The sequence below is a fragment of the Longicatena caecimuris genome (assembly GCF_018406465.1).
Classification (GTDB): Bacteria; Bacillota_I; Bacilli_A; order Erysipelotrichales; family Erysipelotrichaceae; genus Longicatena; species Longicatena caecimuris.
Map to the genome: position 1 here is coordinate 838,425 of NZ_AP024510.1, position 23,319 is coordinate 861,743.

Below are 23,319 nucleotides of genomic sequence, written 5' to 3' on the forward strand. Positions count from 1 at the left end.
CTTTTTTATCGAGAGTAATTGCTATATCATCATGACAATTGAAATGTGGAGCATACTAGCATAGGTAGTAAAACATTGATAAAAACAAGTGATTTTAATATTAAGTTCGCTTTTGCACATTAGCGTGAAATTCTTAATCTTTTCTTTCACACTTTGAACTTTTATAATGGCAATGTAAGCGATACCGATAGAAAGGAGGACCTGCTATGAGGCTTTGTCATATTATGAATGATTTACTTGAAGCAAAAGATTATTTGAGTCTGGATCATTTCATAAAAACGTATGAGGTTTCAAAAAGAACGATACAAAACGATCTATCGTATCTGATGCAGATGTCTTCACGGAAAGGGTATCAGCTGCATATGCGCCGCGGTAGGGGTTACCTATTAGAGGTGACCAATCGAGAGCTGTTAAATGATTTTATCAAATCCTTGGAAAGTGATCGGCTCATAGATACAAAAGATCGCAACAAAAGCATTGCTGTGTATCTAGCTATGCAAAGTGATTATGTTTCCATGGACAAGGTGGCTGAAACTTTCCAGATATCCAAAACAAGCGTTAAAAAGGAAATGCGGGAAGTAGAGGAGCTATTAGAAAGCTTTCATTTACAGCTAGAGAAAAAAAGCCATTACGGCATACGGCTGATTGGTGCTGCTCATGACTGCAAACAGATGTTGGCGGACTTCTTCTTTGAAAATAATCCATTCTTAGAAAATGCCATGCAAGATATCTTAAAGGATTTTGCTCAGGTGAATTCTTTACTGGTGAATCAGATTGAAAAAGAAGATCTAAACATCAATTACAATGAATTAAAGAATGTCATAGTCTGGCTGCAGATCACGGTCTTTTATGCCCGTATCCATGTGGAAAAACAAATGTTTATGACAAGCAAACCGGTGAATGCGATACAACGCATCGCCTGGAAGATGAAGGAAATGATGGAAGCCTGCTTCGATATTGCAATCAGTGCAGAAAGCTTGCAGGAAATGGAAGTCGTTCTCCGCTTGAATGTCAGGGCAAAACAGCCAACGGTTTCTTTCTCTGATCAGCTGCGTCAAGATGTTGATCTCTTCCTACTGGATATTGACAAATTGTACAACACGGCTTTCAGTGAAGATCAGGACTTTAAGGAATCCTTATTGACCCATGTATCTTTGTTGATTGAGCGTCTGCATCAAAAGATTTCCTATAAGAATACTTTAATTAAAGAAATCTGTATCCGTTATCCAATGATCTTCAACATTGCCATTCGCTTCAGCGATATGCTTAAGGAAAAGTACAATGTGGAGGTTACCCATGATGAAGCTGGTTTCATTGCCACTCATTTTGCGGCTCATATGGAACGCGAGCGAAAATCGCGGATATTGCGCTTTAATCGCATTGGCGTTGTCTGTTCCTCCGGTGGAGGCAGTGCATATCTAATCAAGCTGCAAATCGAATCGTTATTCTCACAAGCGGATGTGGAAACCTTTAGCTTCCTGCAAATGGATGAGTTGGAACGCTATCATCCCGATTTGATCTTTACCATTATGCCGCTGGATCGTGATTTTGCGGCACCTGTCATCTATATCAAAGAGCTTCTGGATGATTTAGATCTCATGCGCATCCGACAGGTATTACAGTATGATAACTGTGATTCTCTATCCATCGCAGATGCGAATTCCTATTTGTATTCTATCTTTGATCGACACTTCTTTCAAATTCGCAAGAGTGATGACTACCCTGCTTTACTGCAGGAAATGGCACAGCAGATTGAAGAGAGTGGCTATGGCGGTGAGCATTATGCACAATATGTCATGGAACGCGAATCGTATATGAGTACCATTTATATGAATGGTGTCTGTATCCCGCATCCGATTGAGATATGTGCAAACCGCAATTTGATTTCCGTATGCATATTGGAAGAGCCAATTTGCTATGAGGATAAACAAGCTTCCATCATCTTCATGGTTTCTCTTACAAAAGAGGATTATGAGGTGCATAAGGATATTACGAAAAAGTTATACCAGTTGATGAATGATGAAAAACGTTTACAACGGGTATTGCGCAATCGTACATTGGAAGAATTGTTGATCGTGATGAAAGAGCTGGATGGAGGAACGCTATGAAAGAAGACTTACTAAGACGCTTAAGCAATGCGGATGCTGTTGCATCAAAGGAAGATGAAGTACGTGAGATTCTTTATGAAGAGTTAAAGGATGCTTGTGATGATATTTCTTATGATCATCTTGGCAGCATGCTGTTTCATGATAAGGGCAGTGAAAAAGATGGCGTAAAGCTGATGTTTGCGGCACATATGGATGAAGTTGGTTTTCTGGTTCGGCATATTTCGGATATTGGGTTTGTTTATTTGATTGCCTTAGGCGGTGTTTTGGATAAAAGCAAAGAGATGCAAAAAGTACGCATCACAACCGCAGAGGGAAAGAAAGTACAGGGTATCTTGAATGTTACGAAAAATGAACAGGGAGCTGTAAAAGAGATGTATGTCGATGTAGGCTGCGATACCAGAGAAGAAGTCGAAGCACTTGGTGTAGCTATCGGAGATATGGTGTGCTTTGCCAGTGATTGTGATATTTTAAATCGTGATGCGATCATTGCAGGAAAAGCAATGGATGATCGAAGTGGATGCTATGTCATCGCAGAAGCACTCAAACAGCTACATGCATGCGGACATCGCTGTGATTTATATATGGCCGCAACCAGCAGTGAAGAAGTTGGCGTACGCGGTGGAAAGACGGCTACCTATCAAATAGATCCGGATATCGTATTTGCCATTGATGTTGCCAATAACCCGGAACTGGTGAAAAACTATACGAATCATCGGCAGATTGGAAAAGGCTGTATGATCGTCCATTATGATAAAACGATGGCACCGAATGCCAAACTATTGCAATTTGTGAAAGATACGGCAAGCAAGCATGGGATTCCTTATCAATGTGATATGTTCAGCGGTGGAGGAACCGATGCAGGAAATGCCCATTTAACACGAAATGGTAAACTCGCAATCGTTATTGGTATTCCATTGCGCTATTGCCATGGTGCATGGTCATTGGTGCATCAAAAAGATTTAGAACATGCCATTGCACTCGTCAGGGAACTTGCATTGGCAATCGATAAAAAACGTTACGAAACATTCATCGATTTTCAAGGAGGTAAGAAGTATGAATGAAATGGAACAGCAGATCGTAGGAATGATATCTGCCGCTGGGGACAGCAAAGCAAAAGCATTTGAAGCTTTAAAGAAAGTGAAAGAAAGTAAGTATGATGAGGCTAGAGCGCTGTTACAGGAAGCAAGAGAGATTGACTTGGAAGCGCATAAGATCCAGACACAGCTGATTACAGCGGAAATGTCCGGAGGCGAAAACAAGCCGGAAGTTGGGTTATTAATGGTTCATGCACAGGACCATTACATGACATCTCAATTGGCAAGAGATCTGATTGAGGAAATGATAAACGTATTTGAAGCAAAGGAGGGAAAGTAAGATGAAGATCGTATTATGCTGCGCTGGTGGATTTTCCACAACCATGCTGATGGACAGTATGAAAAAGACGGTAAAAGACAGTGCTAAACTGAATGAAGCTGATTTTGAATTTAAAGCTATTCCAGTAGATTTACTGAATGCCGAAGTAGAAAACACGGATGTTCTGGTTGTTGGTCCACAGATTGCCCACAAGATTGATTACATCAAACCAATCATTGATCCATATAAGATTCCATATGTCATCGTTGACAAGGAAACCTATGGAAAAATGGATGGGGCAACCGTCATGAAAATGGCTTTGATCGCAAGAAAAAAAGCTGACATGAACAAATAATTTCCATCGGGGGAAATACACACACATAAGAAAGCGAGAGTGAACGTATGTTTGACAAATTTGAAGCATTTATGAACAAATACCTGACTCCAATCGCCAATAAGATGGATAAACAAAGACACTTAAGTGCCGTTAAAAAAGCGATGGTAGCAATGACACCATTGTTGATCATCGGTAGTTTCTGTTTGATTCCAGAAGCGATTCCAAACATGATTGGAGAAAACAATCCTATTTCACAGTGGATCTTAGCAAACCTTGACATTATCTATATTCCATACAATGTCGGTATGGCGTTGATGTCTTTATATGTAGCCGCTGTTATCTCTTATCATCTAGCTCAGTCTTATAAGCTGGATGTACCTGGTACCTTAAGCATGGGTGTCATTGCCTTCTTGATGATGGCCGTTGATTATACTGAAGATGGCGGTATCATGACAACTTACCTTGGCCCAAAAGGTTTGTTTGCGGCAATGTTTGCCTCTATTATCGCAGTAGAATTATACCGCTGGTGTAAAAAGAAAAACTTTACGATCAAGATGCCGGAATCAGTACCTGATTTCGTATCCAGATCTTTTGAAATGATTCCTATTTCTGTTATCGTAATTGGTTTCTTCCTGATCATCCGCGTGGTTTGTGTCAATGGTTTACACACTGTGCCACCAATGATCTTTACGAATCTGTTTGCCCCACTTGTTGGTTCTATGGATAACCCATTTGCTGTTACCTTCTTACAGATCTTACGTTGTTTACTGTTCTTCTTCGGTATCCATCCATCTGTATTAAGCCCTATTACAAGCCCAATTTCTACACAGTTCTTGGCTGAAAATATGGAAATGGTAAAAGCCGGTGGAAAAGCTATGCACTTCTTCACACCTGGTGTAGAATCTGCATTTGGTAACTTTACCGGTACCGGTGTAACCTTCGGTTTGGTATTCTGGTGCTTATTATCAAAATCAAAAGCGCAGAAACAGGTAGGCCGTGTTGCCTTGATTCCAGCATTGTTTGGTATCAATGAACCAATCCTATTTGGTGCACCTATCGTATTAAATCCAATCTTCTTTATTCCTTACGTAATCTGTGGTGGTATCATTGGTACGATTCCACACTGGATGATGAGTTTGGGTTGGGTAAGCTGTTCTACCTTTACCCCTCCATATGTTGGTGTCTTCTTGGAAGGTTTCTTAACCAATGGCGATTACATGTCAATTGTGGCAAACGGTATTCAGCTGATTCTGTCTATTCTGATTTGGTATCCATTCTTCAAGTTGTTTGAAAAACGTGAGCTGGAAAAAGAAGCAGAAAATGCCGAAAAGAAATCCGCTATCTCAGCAGAAGATGAAGCATTATTAAATGATTTAGATTTGGACTTCTAATTACGTAAAAAGCGAAAATCTTACGAGCAAAGGCAAGCATTTCGCTTGCCTTACGTATTTTAAAGAGATAAAAAAGGTTAAGTAGAATAAAATTATAGGCAGTAGGAGAACTACCAAGTTGTATTAGTACCACCTAGCATCAGAAAAACAGTTTCTACTTTACCCTAAAAAGAAAGCAAGGAGGTGCAACATGGCAAAACGATTAAAGAAATTACAAAAGTTTCTGGAAGACGAAAAGTTAGATGCACTGCTTATCAAAAGCAAGACCATGAAGAAGTATATGGATACTCTTACCGGAAGTGGCTGTCAGGTATTAATCTTAAAAGATGCGGCATATCTGATCGTAGATGGTCGTTATATCACCGAAGCAAAACAACGTGAACATGATCTAACCATCATTCTTCATGCTCCCCATAAAACTGGTCGTAACTATTTAGGAACGGTTGAAGAGTTACTGAAACAGCATGGCTGTACTTCACTTGGTGTTGAAGCCAGTCAAATGCTGATCAAAGAATATCGTCAGGTAGAAGAATTAGGTGTTACCATTCGTCTGCTTGGTGATGAAATTGCCAAGATTCGTATCCAAAAGGATGATGAAGAGATTGCCATCATGCAGGAAGCAGTGGATATCACGGATGAAATTTATGCCCGTGTGTTAAAAGAGTTATACATTGGGATGAGTGAGTATGAAATCAGTGCACTGTTACAATACTTTGCCATCAAGGCAGGAGCGCAGCAGATGTCTTTTGAAACCATCGTAGGAACAGGAGAACGCAGTGCTATGCCGCATGGTCGCCCAACCGGACGTAAGATCAAAGCACATGAACCGATTCTTATGGATTTTGGTATTCAGTATAAAAATTATCAATCTGATATGACACGTGTTGCTTTCTTTGGCAAACCACAGCCGGAAATTGAAAAGATCTATCATATCGTTTTAAAAGCACAGCTGGCAGGAATTGCCGCTATGAAAACAGGTGCCTTGGCGAGTGATGTAGATAAAGCAGCTCGTGATATTATCACCAAAGCCGGGTATGGCGATTACTTCGATCATGGCTTAGGACATGGTTTAGGAATCGGTGATGGCGATGAATATCCGATTCTGAATGAGAAGGGTGATGTCATCCTGGATGAACATATGATGATGTCCTGTGAGCCGGGCATCTATCTGCCAAATGTCGGTGGTATTCGCATTGAGGATGATGTTGTCATTATTGATGGTATTGGCAGACCAATGAACAAGACTACTAAAGATATGATAATCTTAAAAGAGGAATAAGCTATGAAATATAATTTTGATGAAGTCAACAATCGTTTAGGCACGTATTGTACGCAATGGGATTATATTGAAGATCGTTTTGGAGAAAAAGATTTATTGCCTTTTTCCATTTCCGATACGGACTTTAAGATCCCCAAACCCATCACGGAAAAAATCTTAGCTGTGGCGCAGCATGAAATTTATGGATATACCCGATGGAATCATCATGATTTCAAAGGTGCTATCACAGGTTTCTTTCAACGCCGTTTTGCTACCGCCATGGAAGAAGATTGGGTGCTGTACAGTCCTAGTGTCATGTATTCTGTATCCTTATTGATTCGCTTGTTATCAAAGCCAGGCGATGCAGTTGTGACCTTTAATCCGATGTATGATTCTTTCTTCACCGTGATTGAGGATAATGAGCGTGTATTGATTTCGCATGATCTCATACATGAGAATGGCAGCTTTGTAATTGATTTTGAGAAGCTAGAAACACAGCTGGCACAGGCGAAGCTCTTCCTATTATGCTCTCCGCATAATCCAACCGGCAGAGTGTGGAGCGAGGAAGAATTACGTAAGCTCATTGCCTTGTGTCGTCGTTATGGGGTAAAGATCATATCTGATGAAATTCATATGGATATTCAAATCGGTGCACGCCGTCATTCCCCGATCTTGAAATTTTTGGATCAATACGATGAGCTGTATTTAGCTTCCTCCTGTTCCAAGACCTTAAATGTACCGGGATTGATTGGTTCTTATGTCATCATCCCTAACGAAGAAATTAGAGATGGCTTCCTCTTTCAGACAAGAAAGAAAGATTTCCTGAATTCTGTCAGTATCTTAGGGATGTATGCGACCATGGCTGGCTATACACAGTGTGATGATTATATCGATCAGATGGTGGAATACTTAAGAGATAATATGCATTATGTGGAAACCTTCCTTGCTAAGGAATTACCGGATTTCCATTTCAAAGCACCGGATGCTACCTATTTAGCTTGGATTGATGGCAGGGATGTGCCATTTACCAGTGAGCAGATTCAGGAGGCTTTGGTACATGTAGGCAAGGTAGCCATCATGAAAGGGGAAACGTATGGTACAAACGGTGAAAAATATTTGCGTTTGAACTGTGGTTGTCCAAGAGCAAAATTAGAGGATGGATTACAAAGATTTAAAAAAGCCATGGATTGGCTATATGCAAAAAACAAATAAGAAGTGAGGTTAACTATATGAGTGAAACAACTGGTATCTTTCGTAAATTAAGCAGCAAGCTGGATCATACACCGAATGATATCCCTATGGGGAAACGTTTAGGTGCCTATTTTATCGATTGGTCTTTAGGCGGTATCATCAGTGGTTTTCCAGCGGTCTTGCTGTATGGTGTCATTACCGGTAAAAGTGACATGTTTTCTGATTTGTATGTGTTTGAGGCATTAGGTTTTGAACGTTATTGGGGCATGATAGCAGGTATCTTATGCCTGTTGGCAGCCATTCTGTACTATATTGTCGTACCATGTAAGATTTGGAGGGGACAGACGCTTGGTAAGCATCTGCTTGGTCTGCGTATCGTACGCAAAGATGGGAAAGCTGTCAGAGTAAAGGAATTGATCTTACGTCAAGGAATTGCTATCTTCCTGATGGAAGGAACCTTATTTATCATATCTACGTATATTCGTCAGCTGGTGACTTTAGTAACATGGGTATATGTTGATGCTATTTGGCAGTATATCGGGATTGCCTTTACATTGCTATCGGTCGTTTTAGCAATCTATACGGCGAGTCATCGTGCTTTGCATGATTACATTGGGGGAACAAAAGTTGTATTAGCTTTAAAAGAAGAGGAAGTAAAAAAGGATACGCCAAGACAAACAGAGAAACCTAAACCAGAGCAGCAAAAAAGAAAACAGAAGCCAATGCCTGCACCTCAGAAAAAGACGGAGAAGAAACGTCTGCCAAAAAAGAACGGAAAGAAATAAGTTTCACTCTTATAAGGACTTTTCATTGAGAAGAGTCCTTTTTCTGTAGAGCATATACATGAATTTATATGGCGGTTATAAAGTAGGACATCGATAGCTAGCTATGTCTAAACACTATTAAAAAAATCATAATGATCGACAGAAGCTACTCCCATAAGATGAACAGGTTATAAAAATTTTAAATGGTAATTTATGTAAGCGCTTGACAATGGCCATAAATGGCTTATAATATACTTGTAACGTGTTACTGTTAAAAACAGGCATGAGTTATAGTAATAACTTGTATACTTTTTAATGGAGGTAATTATGTTACGTTTTTTTAAGCCAAAAAATCAAAAAATTGAGGTTTATTCATCGAATTCCGGGTGTTTATATGCGCTGGAACAGGTGAAGGATGATATTTTCAGCACAAAGATGATGGGAGAAGGAATCGCTATCAAAACCGATGACGCTTACGTTTTTTCCCCAATATCAGGAACAATTGAGATGATTGCAGATACGAAGCATGCAGTCATTGTGAAAAATGAAAGTGTCAATATACTTGTTCATGTAGGTGTTGATACATGCATGTATAAAGGAGAGGGTCTACAGGTGCTGACGACAAAAAATGCAGAAGTAAAGGTCGGTGATCCTTTAATCAAGGTTGACAGACAATTCTTTAAAGAAAAAAACATAAATACAGATACCATTTTAATTTTCATGGATTGCGAAAGTGAGCGTATTCAGTTGTACAGTGAGAACTTAGTCACGCAGGGGAAGACAGCCATCGCCAGTATTTGCAATAAGAAGCAATAAAAATGGGTAATTATAAAATAAGTAAGGTTTTAAACAATAACGTTGTTATTGTATGTGATGAAAAGGATAGAGAGCTCATAGCTCTGGGTGGCGGTGTAGGCTTTGGAAAGAAACGCGGTGAATATATCTCAGATGAGGATATGGAAAAGAAATTCATTGCCGCGGACAGTGAAGATTTATATAAAAAACTTTTTAACACATTAACACGTGTATCTGTAGAATATGTTGATATTGTCGATTATACGGTAGAAATAGTAAAAAAGGATTTGGGTATTAAGCTGAATCCACAAATCTATGTACTGCTTATGGATCATCTTTCCTTTGCTGTTGAAAGAGCAAAAGAGCATTTAAATCTATCATGTCCTATGTTAGCAGAGATTAAGATTATCTATAAGAATGAATACAATGTTGCGAAAAAGGTATTGGATTACTGCGAGAAGAAATTGCATATTCGCTTACCTTCCAGTGAAGCAGGATTTATTGCCATGCACATTATGAACGCTACCAACTGTACATCTGACATCAATCAGACATTGGATGTCATGGTTATCGTCAATGGTGTTGTACGCATCATAAAAGAGTATTATCAAATCGAATTTGAAGAAAATAGTTTAGATTATTTACGCTTATTAACACATCTGAACTTCTTTGCGAAACGGATCGTGTTAAAGCAAATGGAAGAAAATGATCAGGAAGTTATTGAGTTACTCCAAGGGAAATATCTGGAGGCTCAAAAATGTGTGGATGAAATAGTCAAATATGTGAAAGAAAATTTCGGGTATACGATTTCGGAACAGGAACGTATCTATTTGGCTATCCATATTAACCGAAACGTGAAAAAGAAATAGGTACTGGGAGTGTTACTGAAAAGGCAGACCCGGTGATAAGTACGCACAGGAAAGAGTTGCGCTACTTTATCATCGGGTCTTGTTTTTTTGAAATAAAGATCCTTGGAATCAGAAGTGGCCACATGATGCAAGAAAAGAAAGGATGATTACAAACCAACACTAACAATGTTAAGTAACAAAACGCAACAACAATCTTATCAAATAAACTTGGAAAGGAGATTAACATTCAAATATTGAACGTTATAAAAGCATTATGAAAGAAAAAATATCAAGAACCATGCAAAGCTTTGCTCGTGGTATTTTACAGCCTGTATTTTTTGCGGCACTTATGGGAATTGTAGTGGCTATTTGTCAGATTTTGCAATTTGATTTTATGCCAGACATCGTAAGCACTTTCGCAAAACAAATATCTGGAGCAATGACATATATTATTGGAAACCTGAGCATTCTGTTTGCCATTGCCTTGGCAACACATTTCGCTAAAAGAAACAAAATGGAAGCAGCTATTCTTGTTGTATTAACGTATTTAACCTTTATGTCCTTAAACAATGCCATGTTGAATGTGACTGGAAAACTGTCAGATGCTGAAATGCTGATGGGGACAGGTCAGAAAATGGAGCTTGGCATGCAAATTACCGATATGGGTGTCTTCCTTGGAATCATTTTAGGTTGCCTAGTCGGTTATATGCATAATAAGTTTAGTTCAACTTCCTTTAAAGGGTTGCTAGAGCCATTTGGCGGTGCTAAATTTACCTATTTCTTATTAATTTTTGTAGCCTTTGCCTTTTCTCTAATTGCTGTTTATGTATGGCCGTTATTGTCCGGCGTGATCTATAGCATTACACAATTCTTAGGAGAATCCGGTGGTATCGGTGTATTCCTCTACGACTTCTTGAAACGTCTATTAATTCCGACCGGTTTGCATCATTTTATCTGGACACCATTATTCTATACTGAATTAGGTGGTGTTGCTGAAATCGCAGGACAGGTATATGCAGGAGCACAACCAATCGCTTTAGCAGAATTAGCAAATGCTAATAGTATTACTTCTTTACATGAATCCATGCGATTCTTCCAGACGAATATTTCCGTTATCTTTGGTTTCCCTGGAATTGCAATGGCTATCATTGCGACTGCGAAACCCGAAAATAAAGCAAAGATTAAGAAATTGGTGATTCCGGCATGTATTGCTTGCGTCATGGCTGGACTTGGGGAGCCGATGCTATTCCTCTTTATCTTCTGTGCGCCGTTATTATGGGTTGTCGATGCCGTTCTTACCGGGGTATTTGCGACGGTTGCTTATCTGATTGGTATACAAGTATACTGGCGTGGATTATTAGAAACCATCTTACAGAATTTCGTATTAGGAGCTGGATTGACCAAATGGCCTTTAGCATTAATTTTAGGTCCGATTGCGACGATTACCTGGTTCTTTGTCTTTAAGTTCCTCATTGTGAAATTCAATTTAAAGACACCTGGTCGTACCGATAATTTAGAAGATCTTAGTGATTCTCAATTGGCATTAAACACAGATGGTGAAGTGACTATTTCTGATAAAGATATGATTACCGGATTGATTATTGAAGGTTTGGGAGGCAAGGATAACATTCTTGCAGTAAGCAATTGTTTTACACGTTTACGTGTCGATGTGAAGGATGAAACTCTTGTAAATAAAGAGATGCTGAATAAAACAGGCAATAGTGGAATCGCCATGAATGGCAAATACATTCAAGTGATTTATGGACCTGCCGCAAGAGATCATCGCACAAGGGTTTGTGAAGCGTTAGGATTAGAAGATTAAGTCAAAGGAGGCAATATGAGTGATAAACAATTGTTGATGTCAGTATTGCAACATCAAAAAGGATTCGCAAGAGCGCCGTGGGTGCCCTTTGCAGGAGTACATGCAGGTTCGCTATGTGGCTATGATGCCAATGAAATCTTACATGATGCAGATAAGCTTGTTGAGGCATTGATGAGTGTTAACACATATTATCATCCGGATGGACAGCCTGTTATTTTCGATCTTCAATTAGAAGCAGAAGCTTTGGGTTGTGAACTGTACTGGGACGAGGGAGGAAAAGTACCTCCCACTGTCCGTACACATCCTTTTGAAAATGAAAAGAAGATACCATGTCGCTGCATGATACCAGAGGAAGAAGATGGACGGTTTCCGATTGTTCTTAAAGCTATGCGGAAAATGAAGGAACTTGTTTCTGAACATACGGCATTATATGGATTGATCTGCGGACCATTTACCTTGGCATCACATTTACGAGGACAAATGCTCTTTATGGATATGTATGATGATGCGGATTATGTTCATAAATTAATCGCTTTTTGTAAAGAGGTTTGTGCATCTGTTGCACAAATGTATCTGCAAAATGGTATGGATATTATCGGTTATGTCGATCCTTTATTATCGCAAATATCATCTGAGCATATCGAAATGTTTTTGCTAGATGCATATGCGGAGTTGTTTCAACATTTAAAAACGTGTCATGTTCCTTCCTGCTTGTTTGTCTGTGGGGATGCTACGGCGAATCTGGAAGTCTTATGTCGAATGAAACCAGATTGTCTCTCGGTTGATGAAAACGTGTGTATGAAGGATGCTTTGGCAGTATGCCGAAAATATGATGTGGTTTTAGGAGGAAATATCCAGCTTACGATTACTATGCTGCATGGTAGCTCACAGGACAATATGAAGGCGGTCATTGATATTATTGAGCAATGTGAAGGTACAGATGATTTGATTATATCACCGGGCTGTGATATGCCCTTTGATGTTCCGGTAGAGAATGGTATCGCTTGTTATCAGGCAGTCACTGATTATGAGAATGTTAAAACAGCTTTACAATATTATGATCCTGAACAGACATTCGATGATGTCGAAATAGAGCTTTTACACTATGATGATTTGCAACGGCCAATCGTCGAAGTATTTACATTAGATTCACGAACATGCGCAGCATGTACCTACACGATGAATATGGTTAAGGAAGCATATCATCGCCAAAGTGATGCTTTTGATTACATCGAATATATGTATGTAGATAAAGCAAGCATAGCGCGTTGTCGCAAAATGAATGTAGAGCATCTGCCCTGTATTTATGTAAATGGAAACTGTATATGGTCCTCACGGATACCTACAGTAGATGAATTTTTAAGTACCATTAAAAAAATAGGAGGTAAGTAAATGCCATTATATAAACAATTCCCTAATGCCGAATATCCGCCATTATCCAGGGAAGAAATTCGCAGTCTGATTAAGGGTGAAGGTGCCTTGCGCCCTGCTGTTATCATCCATGGTCATTGGATTCATGTTGATGAATTAAGTGAGTATAAACATAAACCAATCAATGATTTGCATGAACGTATGCCTTGTGATGCCGCTCCGTTTTATATGAAAAAACCGGCCATTTTTGGGAAAAAGGGGGAGTTTTGCTACTGTGATGTAGAAGGGGCAGATCCATCATTGAAAAGAAAGCCGGGAGAATCCGTTGCTGTTGATGAAGAAAATGCTTTGGATTGGGATGTAATTGAACAGATTTCCGAAAATTGTCCGGATGCCGAACATCCTGATTTATTTGAAACAGCGCCACAAGAAGATGGAAGATATCGCTTAATGTCGATTACGCCTTTCTTCATGTGGTATCAAGTAAAATTCCGAGGGTTACAAAATACGCTGTTGGATATGTATTTGGAACCTGAGCGTGTTCATAAACTGAATCAGAAACGCTTGAAATACATTTTACGGACGATGGAACGTGGGGTACAGGAAGCTAATATTGACGGGATTACGGTGTTAGATGATATCGGAATGCAGACAGGGCCGTTTATGTCCAAAGAATTATTTGATGAATTTTACTTACCTTACTATAAAAAAGTTTGTGAGCGTGCCCATGAATTAGGTATTGATGTTTGGTTCCATAGCTGTGGAGACATCCGTGAATTATTACCATCATTAGTAGAAGCCGGAATTGATGTATTGCATCCTGTTCAAAAATATTGCATGGATGAAAAAGAAATCGTGGAAACATATGGAGATGATTTGGCCTTTTGGTGTGGATTTGATTTGCAGCGTTTATTTCCATTTGGCAATGTCGAAGATATTCGTGCAGAAACACGATTCTTAGCAGATACCTTTTGGCAGCCGCATAAAGGTAAGATGATTTATACCATCAGTAACCGTATTGGGGATAATGTACCTTTGGAAAACTATTTGGCATTTGTGGAAGAAGCATATCGCTATGGATCACAGATTGAACAAAAGGGAAATGGACAGCATGCATCTCCCGCTTATGCAGATAAAGAAAAATGGTATGGGATAGAAGCAACTACCACATCAGATGAATAGGAGAGATAACGATGACAAGAGAAGAATTGTTAAAGGCAATTATTACAGAATTGCAAAAAGGAAAGATCAAGGATTTTAATGAGCATGTTCAAGAGGCATTGCGTGAACAAATCCCAGCCACCGTATTATTAAATGACGCCTTTTTAGTAGCTATGCAAAATGTTGCTGATAAATGGTCACAGGGCAAAGCGTTTATTCCCGAAGTGTTAATTGCTGCCAGATGCTTAAATTCAGGATTGGATTTAATTGGCCCTGAATTATTGAAACATAACGTTGAGACGAAAGGAATCATTGTATTAGGTACTGTTAAGACGGATTTACATGATATTGGTAAAAATCTTGTAGGATTGATGTTGAAATCAAAAGGTTTTGAAGTGATTGATCTGGGGGTAGATGTTGCGCCAGAAAAATTTGTTGAAGCGGTAAAGACCTATCAGCCCGATTATGTATGCATGTCGGCTTTGCTGACGACCTCAATGCCATCCATGAAACAAACGGTGGAAGCATTAATTGCTGCCGGATTACGCGATAGCGTTAAGATTTGTGTAGGGGGAGCACCGGTCACCTTGGCATATTGCCAACAAATTGGTGCCGATATTTATGAACCCGATGCGATAACCTTAGCGCAGCGATTGCTTGACTTATCATCATAAGATAAAGAAAGATAGTATGATGAAACTAAGCTTTAAAAAAGCGGAACCGTTTTGGTCAACGTTGTCAGAAAATTCTTGTCTGTCTGCGGCATGTGCTGGAAATCAGACATGCGGGAAATGCCGTATTACGCTTGTACAAGGAACGATGCCAATAACGGATACGGAAAAAAGGCTGTTAAGCAAAGAGGAAATTAAGGCCGGAATACGTTTGGCGTGCTGTCATGAAAAAGCTGAAGAAGATATAGCAATTTCAATTAATCAAGAAACCGGATTTCGCATTCTGGGTTCTTTGCAAAAACAAGTATTTGCGAATAAAACACAAAAGGGCATCGGCATTGCGATTGATTTAGGAACTACTACCGTGGTAATGGCATATATCGATCGCAAAACCGGGGAGGTTTTATGGGAAGATGCCTTTGTAAATCCACAGCGTAGTTTCGGCGCTGATGTCATAACGAGAATTCAATATTGTAATGAACATGGGGTAGAATCATTACAAAGTATTCTCTTGCAGCGGATGAAAAAGAGCATTCAAACATTTCAAAGCTGCTTTCAAAAAGAAATATCTTGCATGTATGTTTGCGGGAATCCTGCCATGGTGCATATCTTTCAAGGCGTTGATCCCAGAAAAATCAGTGAATATCCATATACTTGTCCTATTACAGAAACACAGATCCTTACGGATAATTGGTTTCAATTACCTATGACGGTACCTATCACGATCTTACCCCATTTTTCAGCCTTTGTCGGAGGCGATATTTTAGCCGGTATTATTTCCTTAAGTACGCGTATGAAGGAGCATACGATGCTGCTTGATTTGGGGACGAATGGTGAATTGGTCTTATGTCATCACGGGAAGATGTATGTGACGTCAACGGCTGCCGGACCTGCCTTTGAAGGTGGGAATATGAAACATGGAATGGCAGCAACCGATGGTGCGATTTATCAAATTCGTTACGAAAACGGTTGGTGCTTTAACACAATTGGAAATACGAAACCAATCGGCATTTGCGGTAGTGGCTATATGGAAGGAATTGCTGAATTATTAAGAATGAAGGATATGGATGAAACCGGTTATTTAAAACAAACATGTCAATTATCTGCAAATGTTTCCATTGTACAAGAAGATATTCGCAATTTTCAATTGGCTAAGTCGGCCATTCGTACCGGTATCGAAAGCTTATTAGCCACATGTCAATTAACAGCATCGGATATTCAACATGTTTATATCGCAGGTGGTTTTGGAAAAGCATTAAAGATACAGACATTGATTACTCTGGGTATCTTACCGGCAGCATTTCTTGGACGTTGCTCCATAATTGGTAACAGTGCTTTGCAAGGAACTATTCAAATCATGCAAACAAATGCGCTGTCAAAAGCAGAAACTTTACAGAAAGAAGGTGTCTGTGTGGAATTGGCACAACAAGAAGGCTTCATGGATACCTATATGGAGCATATGTGGTTCTTATGAAACAAATCATAGCATGTGAAATTTTTCGTCCTTTTTTTGATAAGATCAAGCAGCAACTGCCATATGCCTATACGATAACTTATGTAACCATCGCATCACATAATCATCCTTCACTGCTTCACGATAAACTACAGAGTCTTTGTGATGAAGCATACGATGCAGATGAAATTATTTTGTTGTATGGCATTTGTGGAAATGCAATTGAAGGCCTTTGTGCCAGAACCTGTGATATGTATGTTCCAAGGGTACATGACTGTTTTGCGCTCTTATGTGATGATAACTGTGCTGAGGATTTACAGGTTAAAAATGCATGTTGGAGATGCTTATCAAATATGGATGGCAATGATCAAAATAAGGAATATGCATCTTATATTGAAAGCTATGGAAAAGAAATGGCAGATTATGTAATGCATATGCTGTATCATGAGCAAACGTTATTGTACGTCACGTTTCATACTCAAAAAGACAATGAGAATATAGCGAACTTAAAGGAAACTCATAAAGTTGAAGTAATAGAGGGAACATTGGATAAGCTGAAAAATATATTATTACCAAAAGATGGGCAAGGACTTCTCCATGTGCGAAAGGGAAATAAGATATGTTGTCTTTATGATATGGTAGAGGTCATGAAGGAAAAAAGCATATGAAAATTATTTGTGTCCATGGCTTTTTAGGAAGCGGGAAGACTACCTTGATTAAACGATTGATTACCCTTTTAAAAGGGCAGCGAATCGGACTTTGTATCAATGAGTTTGGTAGTGTGAACATTGATCAAGAAGAATTTAAAGGGATGTCGATTCCTATGACAGAGATTCATCATGGTTCTATCTATTGTACTTGTCGTCAATATGATTTTCTAGATAAGTTGCAACAGATGTTGTCTTTTGATTTGTCCTATATTGTAATTGAAACGAGCGGTTTCAGTGATCCAAGTACGCAAAAATCAACGTTTGCTTATTTAAGGAAACAGGGATATATATTCTCAATATGCAATATTACTGTTGTAGATGCAGTGACGTTTGAAAAATGGAGTCGGGTAGTGCCTTTATTACATCGTCAACTTCAACAGTCGGATTATATTATAATAAATAAAATATCTTTCGTGACTAAGCAAAAAAAGCAAACATTACATATACATTTAGAGAGTATCTATCAGACACCAATAATAGAAACGGATTATTGTCAAATTCCTTTACAAATCTTGACCGATCATTATACAAATAAAGCAAATGAAGAAATAATTCATCAGAAATATATGGATTTATCTTCTACAGTGTGCCTAATTGCTAAAGATATGTCTTTAAGTAAATTACTTAAATATTTGGAAATATTACAAGATAAAATTTTTCGAGCAAAAGGTTATTTACATTTAGCTGAGGGTGCTTTCTATATAGAACTTGCAGGGGATCAATTATCTTGGAAAAGCATAGATGGAAAGAAAGATAATCTGCTTGTCATTTTGTATTCTGCACGTTTCACATCAAGTTCTGAAATAGCTTCAACATTACATTCAAAGATATGGGAGGTGCGTGAGAATGATTCGGCAAATACTGAAAAAAGCAACAAACAATGAGGTTTTGAATGAAAAAGAAGCGTTGGAACTTTTATCCATAACGAATTTATCTACATTACATTCAAAGATATGGGAGGTGCGTGAGAATGATTCGACAAATACTGAAAAAAGCAACAAACAATGAGGTTTTGAATGAAAAAGAAGCGTTGGAACTTTTATCCATAACGAATTTATCTACATCTTATTTTGAACTTTTATCAACAGCACATGCAATTTCGAAAGCACATTATCAAAGCAAGGGATATGTATTTCTGCAAATTGGTTTGAATGCTGCACCTTGTTCCGGAAATTGTAAATTTTGTTCAATGCGGATGGATGGATTTCATGATGACATGCAAATGGAACTATCAAAAGAAGAAGTCATTGAAAAGGTAGTATCCTTACCTTTTCATAAACTTGATTCTTTATTTTTAATGACAACGGCAGACTATCCTTTTCAGCGTTTTCTTGATATCGGAAAAGCTGTGAAGTGTTTGCTGCCATCACATATCAAATTGATAGCGAATATCAAAGATTTTACTTTAACACAGGCTCAAGCATTAAAGGATGCAGGATTTTACGGTGCTTATCATATAGTCAGACTTCGTGAAGGAATTGATACGGCAATACCAGTGAAAAAACGAATTCAAACATTGGATGCAATCAAATCCGTCGGTTTAGAATTATATTATTGTATTGAACCAATAGGACCGGAACACACCTATGAGGAAATAGTAAAAGAAATGTTACGTGCCAGAGAATATGATGTCAAGGTGATGGCGGTAATGGCGCGTGTGAACACTTCAGATTGTGCGTTGAAGAAGTATGGAGAAATTGATGATTTTGAGCTTGCTAAAATTGCGGCAGTTACCAGATTGGTATGTAATCCATCAATTTCCATGAATATGCATGAACCAAGATCTCTCGGAATTCTTGCCGGTGTTAATCAATTGTATGCAGAGTGTGGAAGTAATCCAAGAGATGAGTGCAATGAAACAGAATATCACAGAGGCTGGAATATTGATCAAGCATGTAATCTTTTATTGCAAGGAGGCTATCACCTTAATTGAAAGGAGCACCTATGAAATTATCATTGCCTTATGGAAAAGGATATAAAAAACTCAATATCGAAAATGCATGTGTTAAGCAGATACTATCTGCCCAAATGAGGGTGAAACCTACAATGACAGAAGCGGCTATAGTGGAAACAGCTTTACAAAATCCAATCGGTTCCAGCAGATTGGATAAGTTGGCGGAGCATAAAGAAAAGATTGTGATCATAGCATCGGATCATACACGACCAGTGCCAAGCCGCATCTTGATGCCACTCATACTTAAAAAGATACGAAAAGGCAATCCACATGCGCAAATCACGATATTAATTGCGACTGGTTTACATAGAGAAACAAAACGTGAAGAATTGATTGCGAAGTTTGGTGAAGAAATTGTTGAGAAAGAAACAATCATCATACATGACTGTGATGATCAAAAACACATGCGTTTTCTTGGTATATTACCATCAAAAGGTGAGCTATGGATCAATGCGATAGCCGCAGATGCGGATTTATTGCTCGCGGAAGGCTTTATTGAGCCGCATTTCTTTGCCGGTTTTTCAGGAGGAAGGAAAAGTGTATTGCCTGGGGTAGCTTCAAGGGCAAGTGTTATGTATAATCATAATTCTTTCTTCATTTCCAGCGAGTATGCCAGATGTGGCATTTTAAAAGACAACCCTCTTCATAAAGATATGTTATATGCTGCACGTAAGGCACGTTTGGCATTTATCGTGAATGTTGTTCTAGATGAGCAGAAAAAGATTATTCATGCGGTTGCCGGCGATGTGCAGAAAGCACATGCAAACGGTGTGGCATTTGTAAGGAAGTATAATCAGGTATATGCACAGCCAACAGATCTTGTCATTGTAACAAATGGCGGTTATCCACTCGATCAAAATCTTTATCAGGCAGTCAAAGGACTAAGTGCTGCCGAAAGAGCCGTGAAAGAAGGTGGGGTAATCCTTTTATTAGCAGAAGCCATTGATGGGCATGGGGGCGAAATGTTTTATCACATGTTTGAAGAAGAACGTGATTTAGCGACCTTAATGGAGAAAATCTTGGCGATAAAGGCGGAAGATACTGTACCTGATCAATGGCAAGTTCAGGTGTTGGTGCGTGTATTATTAAAAGCTCGTGTAATATTAGTATCCTCGTTAGACGATAAAACCGTACGCAATTTTCATATGGTACCGGCACATAGCTTAGATGAGGCAATGAATCTGGCAAAAGCAATGTTACCGAACGAAACGTTTAGCATTAACGTCATTCCTGATGGCGTTTCCGTGATCATATCACCAAAAGAAATTGTTAATAGCAGAACAAAAGTTTCTGCGTAAGGAGGAAGATAAAAATGAAACAATCATCAGCAATTTGTATAGCAGGAGGGGGCAGTACGTATACGCCCGGTATTGTATTAATGTTATTAGATAATTTAGATCGCTTTCCGATTTCACGCATAACGCTATATGATAATAATGAAGAACGGCAAGCGAAACTTGCGCAAGCATGTGCGATCATGATGAAAGAGAAAGCACCTGATATCGTATTTAATTGGACAAGTGATCCCCAAACCGCTTTTACCGGAATTGATTTCGTAATGGCCCATATTCGGGTAGGTCTATATGAAATGCGGGAAAAGGATGAAAAAATTCCTTTGAAATACGGCGTAGTCGGTCAAGAGACATGTGGTCCCGGAGGAATTGCTTATGGCATGCGTTCGATTGGACCAGTCATTGAAATAGCAGATTACATGGAAAAGTATTCACCAAATGCCTGGCTCTTGAATTACTCAAATCCGGCATCCATTGTCGCTGAAGCTACAAGACGTTTACGTCCGGGAAAACATATTATCAATATATGTGATATGCCGGTTGCTTTAGAGACGATGATGGCTGCTGCACTTAGTGAACGTACAGGAAAAACATATACCAGAAAAGATTTTGAAGTTCGCTATTATGGTTTAAATCATTTTGGATGGTGGACAGATATCCATACAAAAGATGGAAAAGATGTGATGCCGATTTTGAAAGACTACATCAAAGAAAACGGTTTTGCGACAAATGCGAAGGATTTTCAGCATAAAGATGCTAGCTGGAAAGAAACATATCAGAAAGCAAAAGATATTTATGCCTTAGATCCTACCACGATTCCATCGACATATTTAAAATATTATCTGTTCCCGGATGAAGTTGTTGCACATAGCAATCCAGCTTATACAAGAGCAAATGAAGTCATGGAAGGAAGAGAAAAGGAAGTTTTCGGAATCGCAGAGCGCATTATAGCTAAGGGAACAGCCAAAGAGGATACGTTTGCCGTTGGTGTTCATGCAAGCTTTATTGTCGATTTAGCTTGTGCCATTCGTTATAACACCAAAGAACGAATGCTGCTAATTGTTGAAAATAATGGTGCGATAGCGAATCTGGATGATACGGCAATGGTTGAAATACCGTGCTTAGTTGGATCTTCAGGAGCGGAAGCATTAACGGTAGGTAAAATTCCATCCTTTCAATTAGGGTTGATCAATGAACAATTATATGTGGAAAAACTTGTTGTAGAAGCTTGGATCGAGGGTAGCTATGGAAAATTGTGGCAGGCGCTTACACTTAGTAAAACGGTGCCAAGTGCATCTGTAGCAAAGAAAATTCTTGATGAGTTAATGGAGGCGAACAAAGAGTATTGGCCAACATTATCCTAAACCAGAGTATTGTTTCAAACAATTACAAGAAGTACATCAAGAGGAGGAATGTGCATGCAGATGAAATATTGCGCATACAGCTATTTAGATGAATCATCATCATTATGTGATTATGAAGTAGCGACCGATAAGTTGGCATCTTTAACAGCGCTATGTGCCCATTATGTCAAAGTAATTGATAGCGATGATCTTCAACTGCTGACATCTATGATCTATCACGCGAATGGATCTATTCGCGGAAATTGTGCAATTACGCAAGAAGATATGCAACAATTGGAGAGATTATATGAAAAGTACTATGTTGAAATGAAGTGCTTTGTATTGCCCGGCGGAAGTCTTCAAGCATGCTGGCTGCATACCCTTCGAACAGAAACAAAGGTCGTCATACGCTGTTTAAATGCTGTTAAACAAGAAGGAATCCCGGTAAATCCTATCTTATGGGACTTTATGAATTTTTTATCAAATATCATTTTTATGATGTGTTTATATGAGAATCAGCAAGCGGATACGGAAGAAATAGTATTTGAAAGTAAATCTTATGCATGCACGAAATCTTAGTTGTATAGCGGTTATGGCTGCATTGGAACTGCTGATTTTTACTTCCTTTTCCTACATCCTATATTTAGAATGTATCACGTTTACACTTGTTGTATTTGCCTTGATCTTCCCACGTAAACAAGCGGTATTGGCAGCATTTGTATTTACGACACTAAACATGATGATACAGGGAGTGACTCCTTGGTCATTCATGTATCTGTTGTTATATCCATTATACAGCTTAGTGATCAGTGTATTTGCTAAGTGTTTAAAGAGGCATTTTCTGCTTGCGGCATTCTTATGCGGACTATTTTCTTTTCTCACTGGACAATTTCTGCAATTGCCATTTATGTTATTTTCGAAGCATCTTGCGCTTGCTTATTTCATCGTTGGACTCAAGGCTTCAACAATCCAGTTCATTTTATCTTTTTGTTTATATTTGGTGTGTGCCAGACCGGTTTTATCGGTATTAGAGCGAATCGAAAGGAGGTTTTTATATGAATAAGATGTGGAAAGTATTCCTTATTATTTGTTTCCTATGCGTAAGCGGATGTATGAAAAAAGATGAAAAGATTGTGAAATCTGATCAAAAAGAACGAGAAATCACTCTGCATATTCAAGTCATTCATGAAGTGGAAAAGAAAGAATTAATGAACAAAGATATCACGGTAAAGGGCAATATTCATACATTAGAGGATTTTTTACAACATGCGGATGAATTAGCTGTAGAAACAACAAAAGGACAGTATGGTACAACCTTAATGGGAATGCTGGGAGTAAGAACAGAAGATTTTAAAAAGGGTCCTTGGTGGCTATATGATTCAGATAATAATACCTCTTGCAAGGAAAAGGGGCAGTGTGATGCAATTGACATTTTACAAGTGAATGATCAAGATCAATTTACGTTCCACTTCACTTCTTCCTTTTAAGATCATTAGA

23 protein-coding genes are annotated in these 23,319 nt (G+C 38.7%); all 23 read left to right on the top strand.

Features of this window, described 5'->3' with window-relative positions; genetic code table 11:
- The first annotated feature begins 206 nt into the window (after nt 1-206).
- The 23 genes from KJS44_RS03980 (at nt 207) to KJS44_RS04090 (ending at nt 23,309) form a co-directional block, all read left to right on the top strand.
- On the top strand, nt 207-2,108 hold the full coding sequence (locus KJS44_RS03980; RefSeq protein ID WP_008689474.1) for a BglG family transcription antiterminator: 1,902 nt from the start codon (nt 207-209) through the stop codon (nt 2,106-2,108).
- Entirely contained in the window at nt 2,105-3,169 is a 1,065-nt protein-coding gene (gene ypdE, locus KJS44_RS03985) for an aminopeptidase (RefSeq protein WP_008689472.1), read from the top strand. The genes KJS44_RS03980 and ypdE overlap by 4 nt, the downstream gene beginning before the upstream one ends.
- Nucleotides 3,162-3,482 (top strand): PTS lactose/cellobiose transporter subunit IIA, encoded by a 321-nt coding sequence (locus KJS44_RS03990; protein WP_008689470.1) that lies wholly within the window; start codon nt 3,162-3,164, stop codon nt 3,480-3,482. Before ypdE ends, KJS44_RS03990 begins: the two co-directional genes overlap by 8 nt.
- Before the next feature lies 1 nt (nt 3,483).
- Complete coding sequence (locus tag KJS44_RS03995) at nt 3,484-3,816, top strand: PTS sugar transporter subunit IIB (protein WP_008689469.1); 333 nt, start codon at nt 3,484-3,486, stop codon at nt 3,814-3,816.
- Nucleotides 3,817-3,863: 47 nt separating this feature from the next.
- The gene (locus KJS44_RS04000) at nt 3,864-5,189 is read left to right on the top strand and encodes a PTS sugar transporter subunit IIC (RefSeq protein ID WP_008689468.1); all 1,326 of its coding nucleotides are present in this window, start codon (nt 3,864-3,866) and stop codon (nt 5,187-5,189) included.
- A gap of 190 nt (nt 5,190-5,379) precedes the next feature.
- Nucleotides 5,380-6,468: a M24 family metallopeptidase gene (locus KJS44_RS04005; RefSeq protein WP_008689467.1), complete on the top strand. Its 1,089-nt coding sequence runs from the start codon at nt 5,380-5,382 to the stop codon at nt 6,466-6,468.
- Nucleotides 6,469-6,471: 3 nt separating this feature from the next.
- Entirely contained in the window at nt 6,472-7,659 is a 1,188-nt protein-coding gene (locus KJS44_RS04010) for a MalY/PatB family protein (protein WP_008689466.1), read from the top strand.
- A gap of 17 nt (nt 7,660-7,676) precedes the next feature.
- Nucleotides 7,677-8,423 (top strand): RDD family protein, encoded by a 747-nt coding sequence (locus KJS44_RS04015; RefSeq protein WP_008689465.1) that lies wholly within the window; start codon nt 7,677-7,679, stop codon nt 8,421-8,423.
- A gap of 306 nt (nt 8,424-8,729) precedes the next feature.
- A complete protein-coding gene (locus KJS44_RS04020; RefSeq protein ID WP_008689463.1) occupies nt 8,730-9,218 on the top strand; it encodes a PTS sugar transporter subunit IIA in 489 nt (162 codons plus the stop codon).
- A 2-nt stretch (nt 9,219-9,220) separates the two neighbouring features.
- Entirely contained in the window at nt 9,221-10,066 is an 846-nt protein-coding gene (locus KJS44_RS04025) for a PRD domain-containing protein (protein ID WP_008689462.1), read from the top strand.
- Nucleotides 10,067-10,319: 253 nt separating this feature from the next.
- Nucleotides 10,320-11,867 (top strand): PTS transporter subunit EIIC, encoded by a 1,548-nt coding sequence (locus KJS44_RS04030; RefSeq protein ID WP_017144588.1) that lies wholly within the window; start codon nt 10,320-10,322, stop codon nt 11,865-11,867.
- Between the two features lie 15 nt (nt 11,868-11,882).
- Nucleotides 11,883-13,259 carry a uroporphyrinogen decarboxylase family protein gene (locus KJS44_RS04035; RefSeq protein WP_008689460.1) on the top strand — a complete coding sequence of 459 codons (1,377 nt, stop codon included), beginning with the start codon at nt 11,883-11,885 and terminating at the stop codon, nt 13,257-13,259.
- A complete protein-coding gene (locus KJS44_RS04040; protein ID WP_008689459.1) occupies nt 13,260-14,420 on the top strand; it encodes a uroporphyrinogen decarboxylase family protein in 1,161 nt (386 codons plus the stop codon).
- An 11-nt stretch (nt 14,421-14,431) separates the two neighbouring features.
- Nucleotides 14,432-15,073 (top strand): cobalamin B12-binding domain-containing protein, encoded by a 642-nt coding sequence (locus KJS44_RS04045; RefSeq protein WP_008689458.1) that lies wholly within the window; start codon nt 14,432-14,434, stop codon nt 15,071-15,073.
- A gap of 16 nt (nt 15,074-15,089) precedes the next feature.
- Nucleotides 15,090-16,544, top strand: coding sequence for an ASKHA domain-containing protein (locus KJS44_RS04050; RefSeq protein WP_008689457.1), 1,455 nt, complete (start codon nt 15,090-15,092; stop codon nt 16,542-16,544).
- Complete coding sequence (locus tag KJS44_RS04055; protein WP_008689456.1) at nt 16,541-17,191, top strand: DUF1638 domain-containing protein; 651 nt, start codon at nt 16,541-16,543, stop codon at nt 17,189-17,191. Before KJS44_RS04050 ends, KJS44_RS04055 begins: the two co-directional genes overlap by 4 nt.
- The gene (locus KJS44_RS04060; protein ID WP_008689455.1) at nt 17,188-18,117 is read left to right on the top strand and encodes a GTP-binding protein; all 930 of its coding nucleotides are present in this window, start codon (nt 17,188-17,190) and stop codon (nt 18,115-18,117) included. Before KJS44_RS04055 ends, KJS44_RS04060 begins: the two co-directional genes overlap by 4 nt.
- 86 nt (nt 18,118-18,203) lie before the next feature.
- Nucleotides 18,204-19,166 (top strand): biotin synthase BioB, encoded by a 963-nt coding sequence (locus KJS44_RS04065; protein ID WP_017144590.1) that lies wholly within the window; start codon nt 18,204-18,206, stop codon nt 19,164-19,166.
- Nucleotides 19,167-19,177: 11 nt separating this feature from the next.
- A complete protein-coding gene (gene larA, locus KJS44_RS04070) occupies nt 19,178-20,485 on the top strand; it encodes a nickel-dependent lactate racemase (protein WP_008689449.1) in 1,308 nt (435 codons plus the stop codon).
- Between the two features lie 14 nt (nt 20,486-20,499).
- Nucleotides 20,500-21,843, top strand: a complete 1,344-nt coding sequence (locus KJS44_RS04075) for a 6-phospho-alpha-glucosidase (protein WP_008689447.1) — start codon at nt 20,500-20,502, stop codon at nt 21,841-21,843.
- 54 nt (nt 21,844-21,897) lie between these two features.
- Nucleotides 21,898-22,401, top strand: coding sequence for an ATP:cob(I)alamin adenosyltransferase (locus KJS44_RS04080; protein ID WP_008689444.1), 504 nt, complete (start codon nt 21,898-21,900; stop codon nt 22,399-22,401).
- Nucleotides 22,367-22,885, top strand: a complete 519-nt coding sequence (locus KJS44_RS04085; protein WP_227151140.1) for a cytochrome B — start codon at nt 22,367-22,369, stop codon at nt 22,883-22,885. Before KJS44_RS04080 ends, KJS44_RS04085 begins: the two co-directional genes overlap by 35 nt.
- Nucleotides 22,878-23,309, top strand: coding sequence for a DUF4430 domain-containing protein (locus tag KJS44_RS04090; RefSeq protein WP_008689439.1), 432 nt, complete (start codon nt 22,878-22,880; stop codon nt 23,307-23,309). Before KJS44_RS04085 ends, KJS44_RS04090 begins: the two co-directional genes overlap by 8 nt.
- Nucleotides 23,310-23,319 lie beyond the last annotated feature (10 nt).

What these genes read in the sequence shown, in the direction of transcription:
- KJS44_RS03980 (WP_008689474.1), top strand. Translation starts at nt 207, where the DNA reads ATGAGGCTTTGTCATATTATGAATGATTTACTTGAAGCAAAAGATTAT.
- ypdE (WP_008689472.1), top strand. Translation starts at nt 2,105, where the DNA reads ATGAAAGAAGACTTACTAAGACGCTTAAGCAATGCGGATGCTGTTGCA.
- KJS44_RS03990 (WP_008689470.1), top strand. Translation starts at nt 3,162, where the DNA reads ATGAATGAAATGGAACAGCAGATCGTAGGAATGATATCTGCCGCTGGG.
- KJS44_RS03995 (WP_008689469.1), top strand. Translation starts at nt 3,484, where the DNA reads ATGAAGATCGTATTATGCTGCGCTGGTGGATTTTCCACAACCATGCTG.
- KJS44_RS04000 (WP_008689468.1), top strand. Translation starts at nt 3,864, where the DNA reads ATGTTTGACAAATTTGAAGCATTTATGAACAAATACCTGACTCCAATC.
- KJS44_RS04005 (WP_008689467.1), top strand. Translation starts at nt 5,380, where the DNA reads ATGGCAAAACGATTAAAGAAATTACAAAAGTTTCTGGAAGACGAAAAG.
- KJS44_RS04010 (WP_008689466.1), top strand. Translation starts at nt 6,472, where the DNA reads ATGAAATATAATTTTGATGAAGTCAACAATCGTTTAGGCACGTATTGT.
- KJS44_RS04015 (WP_008689465.1), top strand. Translation starts at nt 7,677, where the DNA reads ATGAGTGAAACAACTGGTATCTTTCGTAAATTAAGCAGCAAGCTGGAT.
- KJS44_RS04020 (WP_008689463.1), top strand. Translation starts at nt 8,730, where the DNA reads ATGTTACGTTTTTTTAAGCCAAAAAATCAAAAAATTGAGGTTTATTCA.
- KJS44_RS04025 (WP_008689462.1), top strand. Translation starts at nt 9,221, where the DNA reads ATGGGTAATTATAAAATAAGTAAGGTTTTAAACAATAACGTTGTTATT.
- KJS44_RS04030 (WP_017144588.1), top strand. Translation starts at nt 10,320, where the DNA reads ATGAAAGAAAAAATATCAAGAACCATGCAAAGCTTTGCTCGTGGTATT.
- KJS44_RS04035 (WP_008689460.1), top strand. Translation starts at nt 11,883, where the DNA reads ATGAGTGATAAACAATTGTTGATGTCAGTATTGCAACATCAAAAAGGA.
- KJS44_RS04040 (WP_008689459.1), top strand. Translation starts at nt 13,260, where the DNA reads ATGCCATTATATAAACAATTCCCTAATGCCGAATATCCGCCATTATCC.
- KJS44_RS04045 (WP_008689458.1), top strand. Translation starts at nt 14,432, where the DNA reads ATGACAAGAGAAGAATTGTTAAAGGCAATTATTACAGAATTGCAAAAA.
- KJS44_RS04050 (WP_008689457.1), top strand. Translation starts at nt 15,090, where the DNA reads ATGATGAAACTAAGCTTTAAAAAAGCGGAACCGTTTTGGTCAACGTTG.
- KJS44_RS04055 (WP_008689456.1), top strand. Translation starts at nt 16,541, where the DNA reads ATGAAACAAATCATAGCATGTGAAATTTTTCGTCCTTTTTTTGATAAG.
- KJS44_RS04060 (WP_008689455.1), top strand. Translation starts at nt 17,188, where the DNA reads ATGAAAATTATTTGTGTCCATGGCTTTTTAGGAAGCGGGAAGACTACC.
- KJS44_RS04065 (WP_017144590.1), top strand. Translation starts at nt 18,204, where the DNA reads ATGATTCGACAAATACTGAAAAAAGCAACAAACAATGAGGTTTTGAAT.
- larA (WP_008689449.1), top strand. Translation starts at nt 19,178, where the DNA reads ATGAAATTATCATTGCCTTATGGAAAAGGATATAAAAAACTCAATATC.
- KJS44_RS04075 (WP_008689447.1), top strand. Translation starts at nt 20,500, where the DNA reads ATGAAACAATCATCAGCAATTTGTATAGCAGGAGGGGGCAGTACGTAT.
- KJS44_RS04080 (WP_008689444.1), top strand. Translation starts at nt 21,898, where the DNA reads ATGCAGATGAAATATTGCGCATACAGCTATTTAGATGAATCATCATCA.
- KJS44_RS04090 (WP_008689439.1), top strand. Translation starts at nt 22,878, where the DNA reads ATGAATAAGATGTGGAAAGTATTCCTTATTATTTGTTTCCTATGCGTA.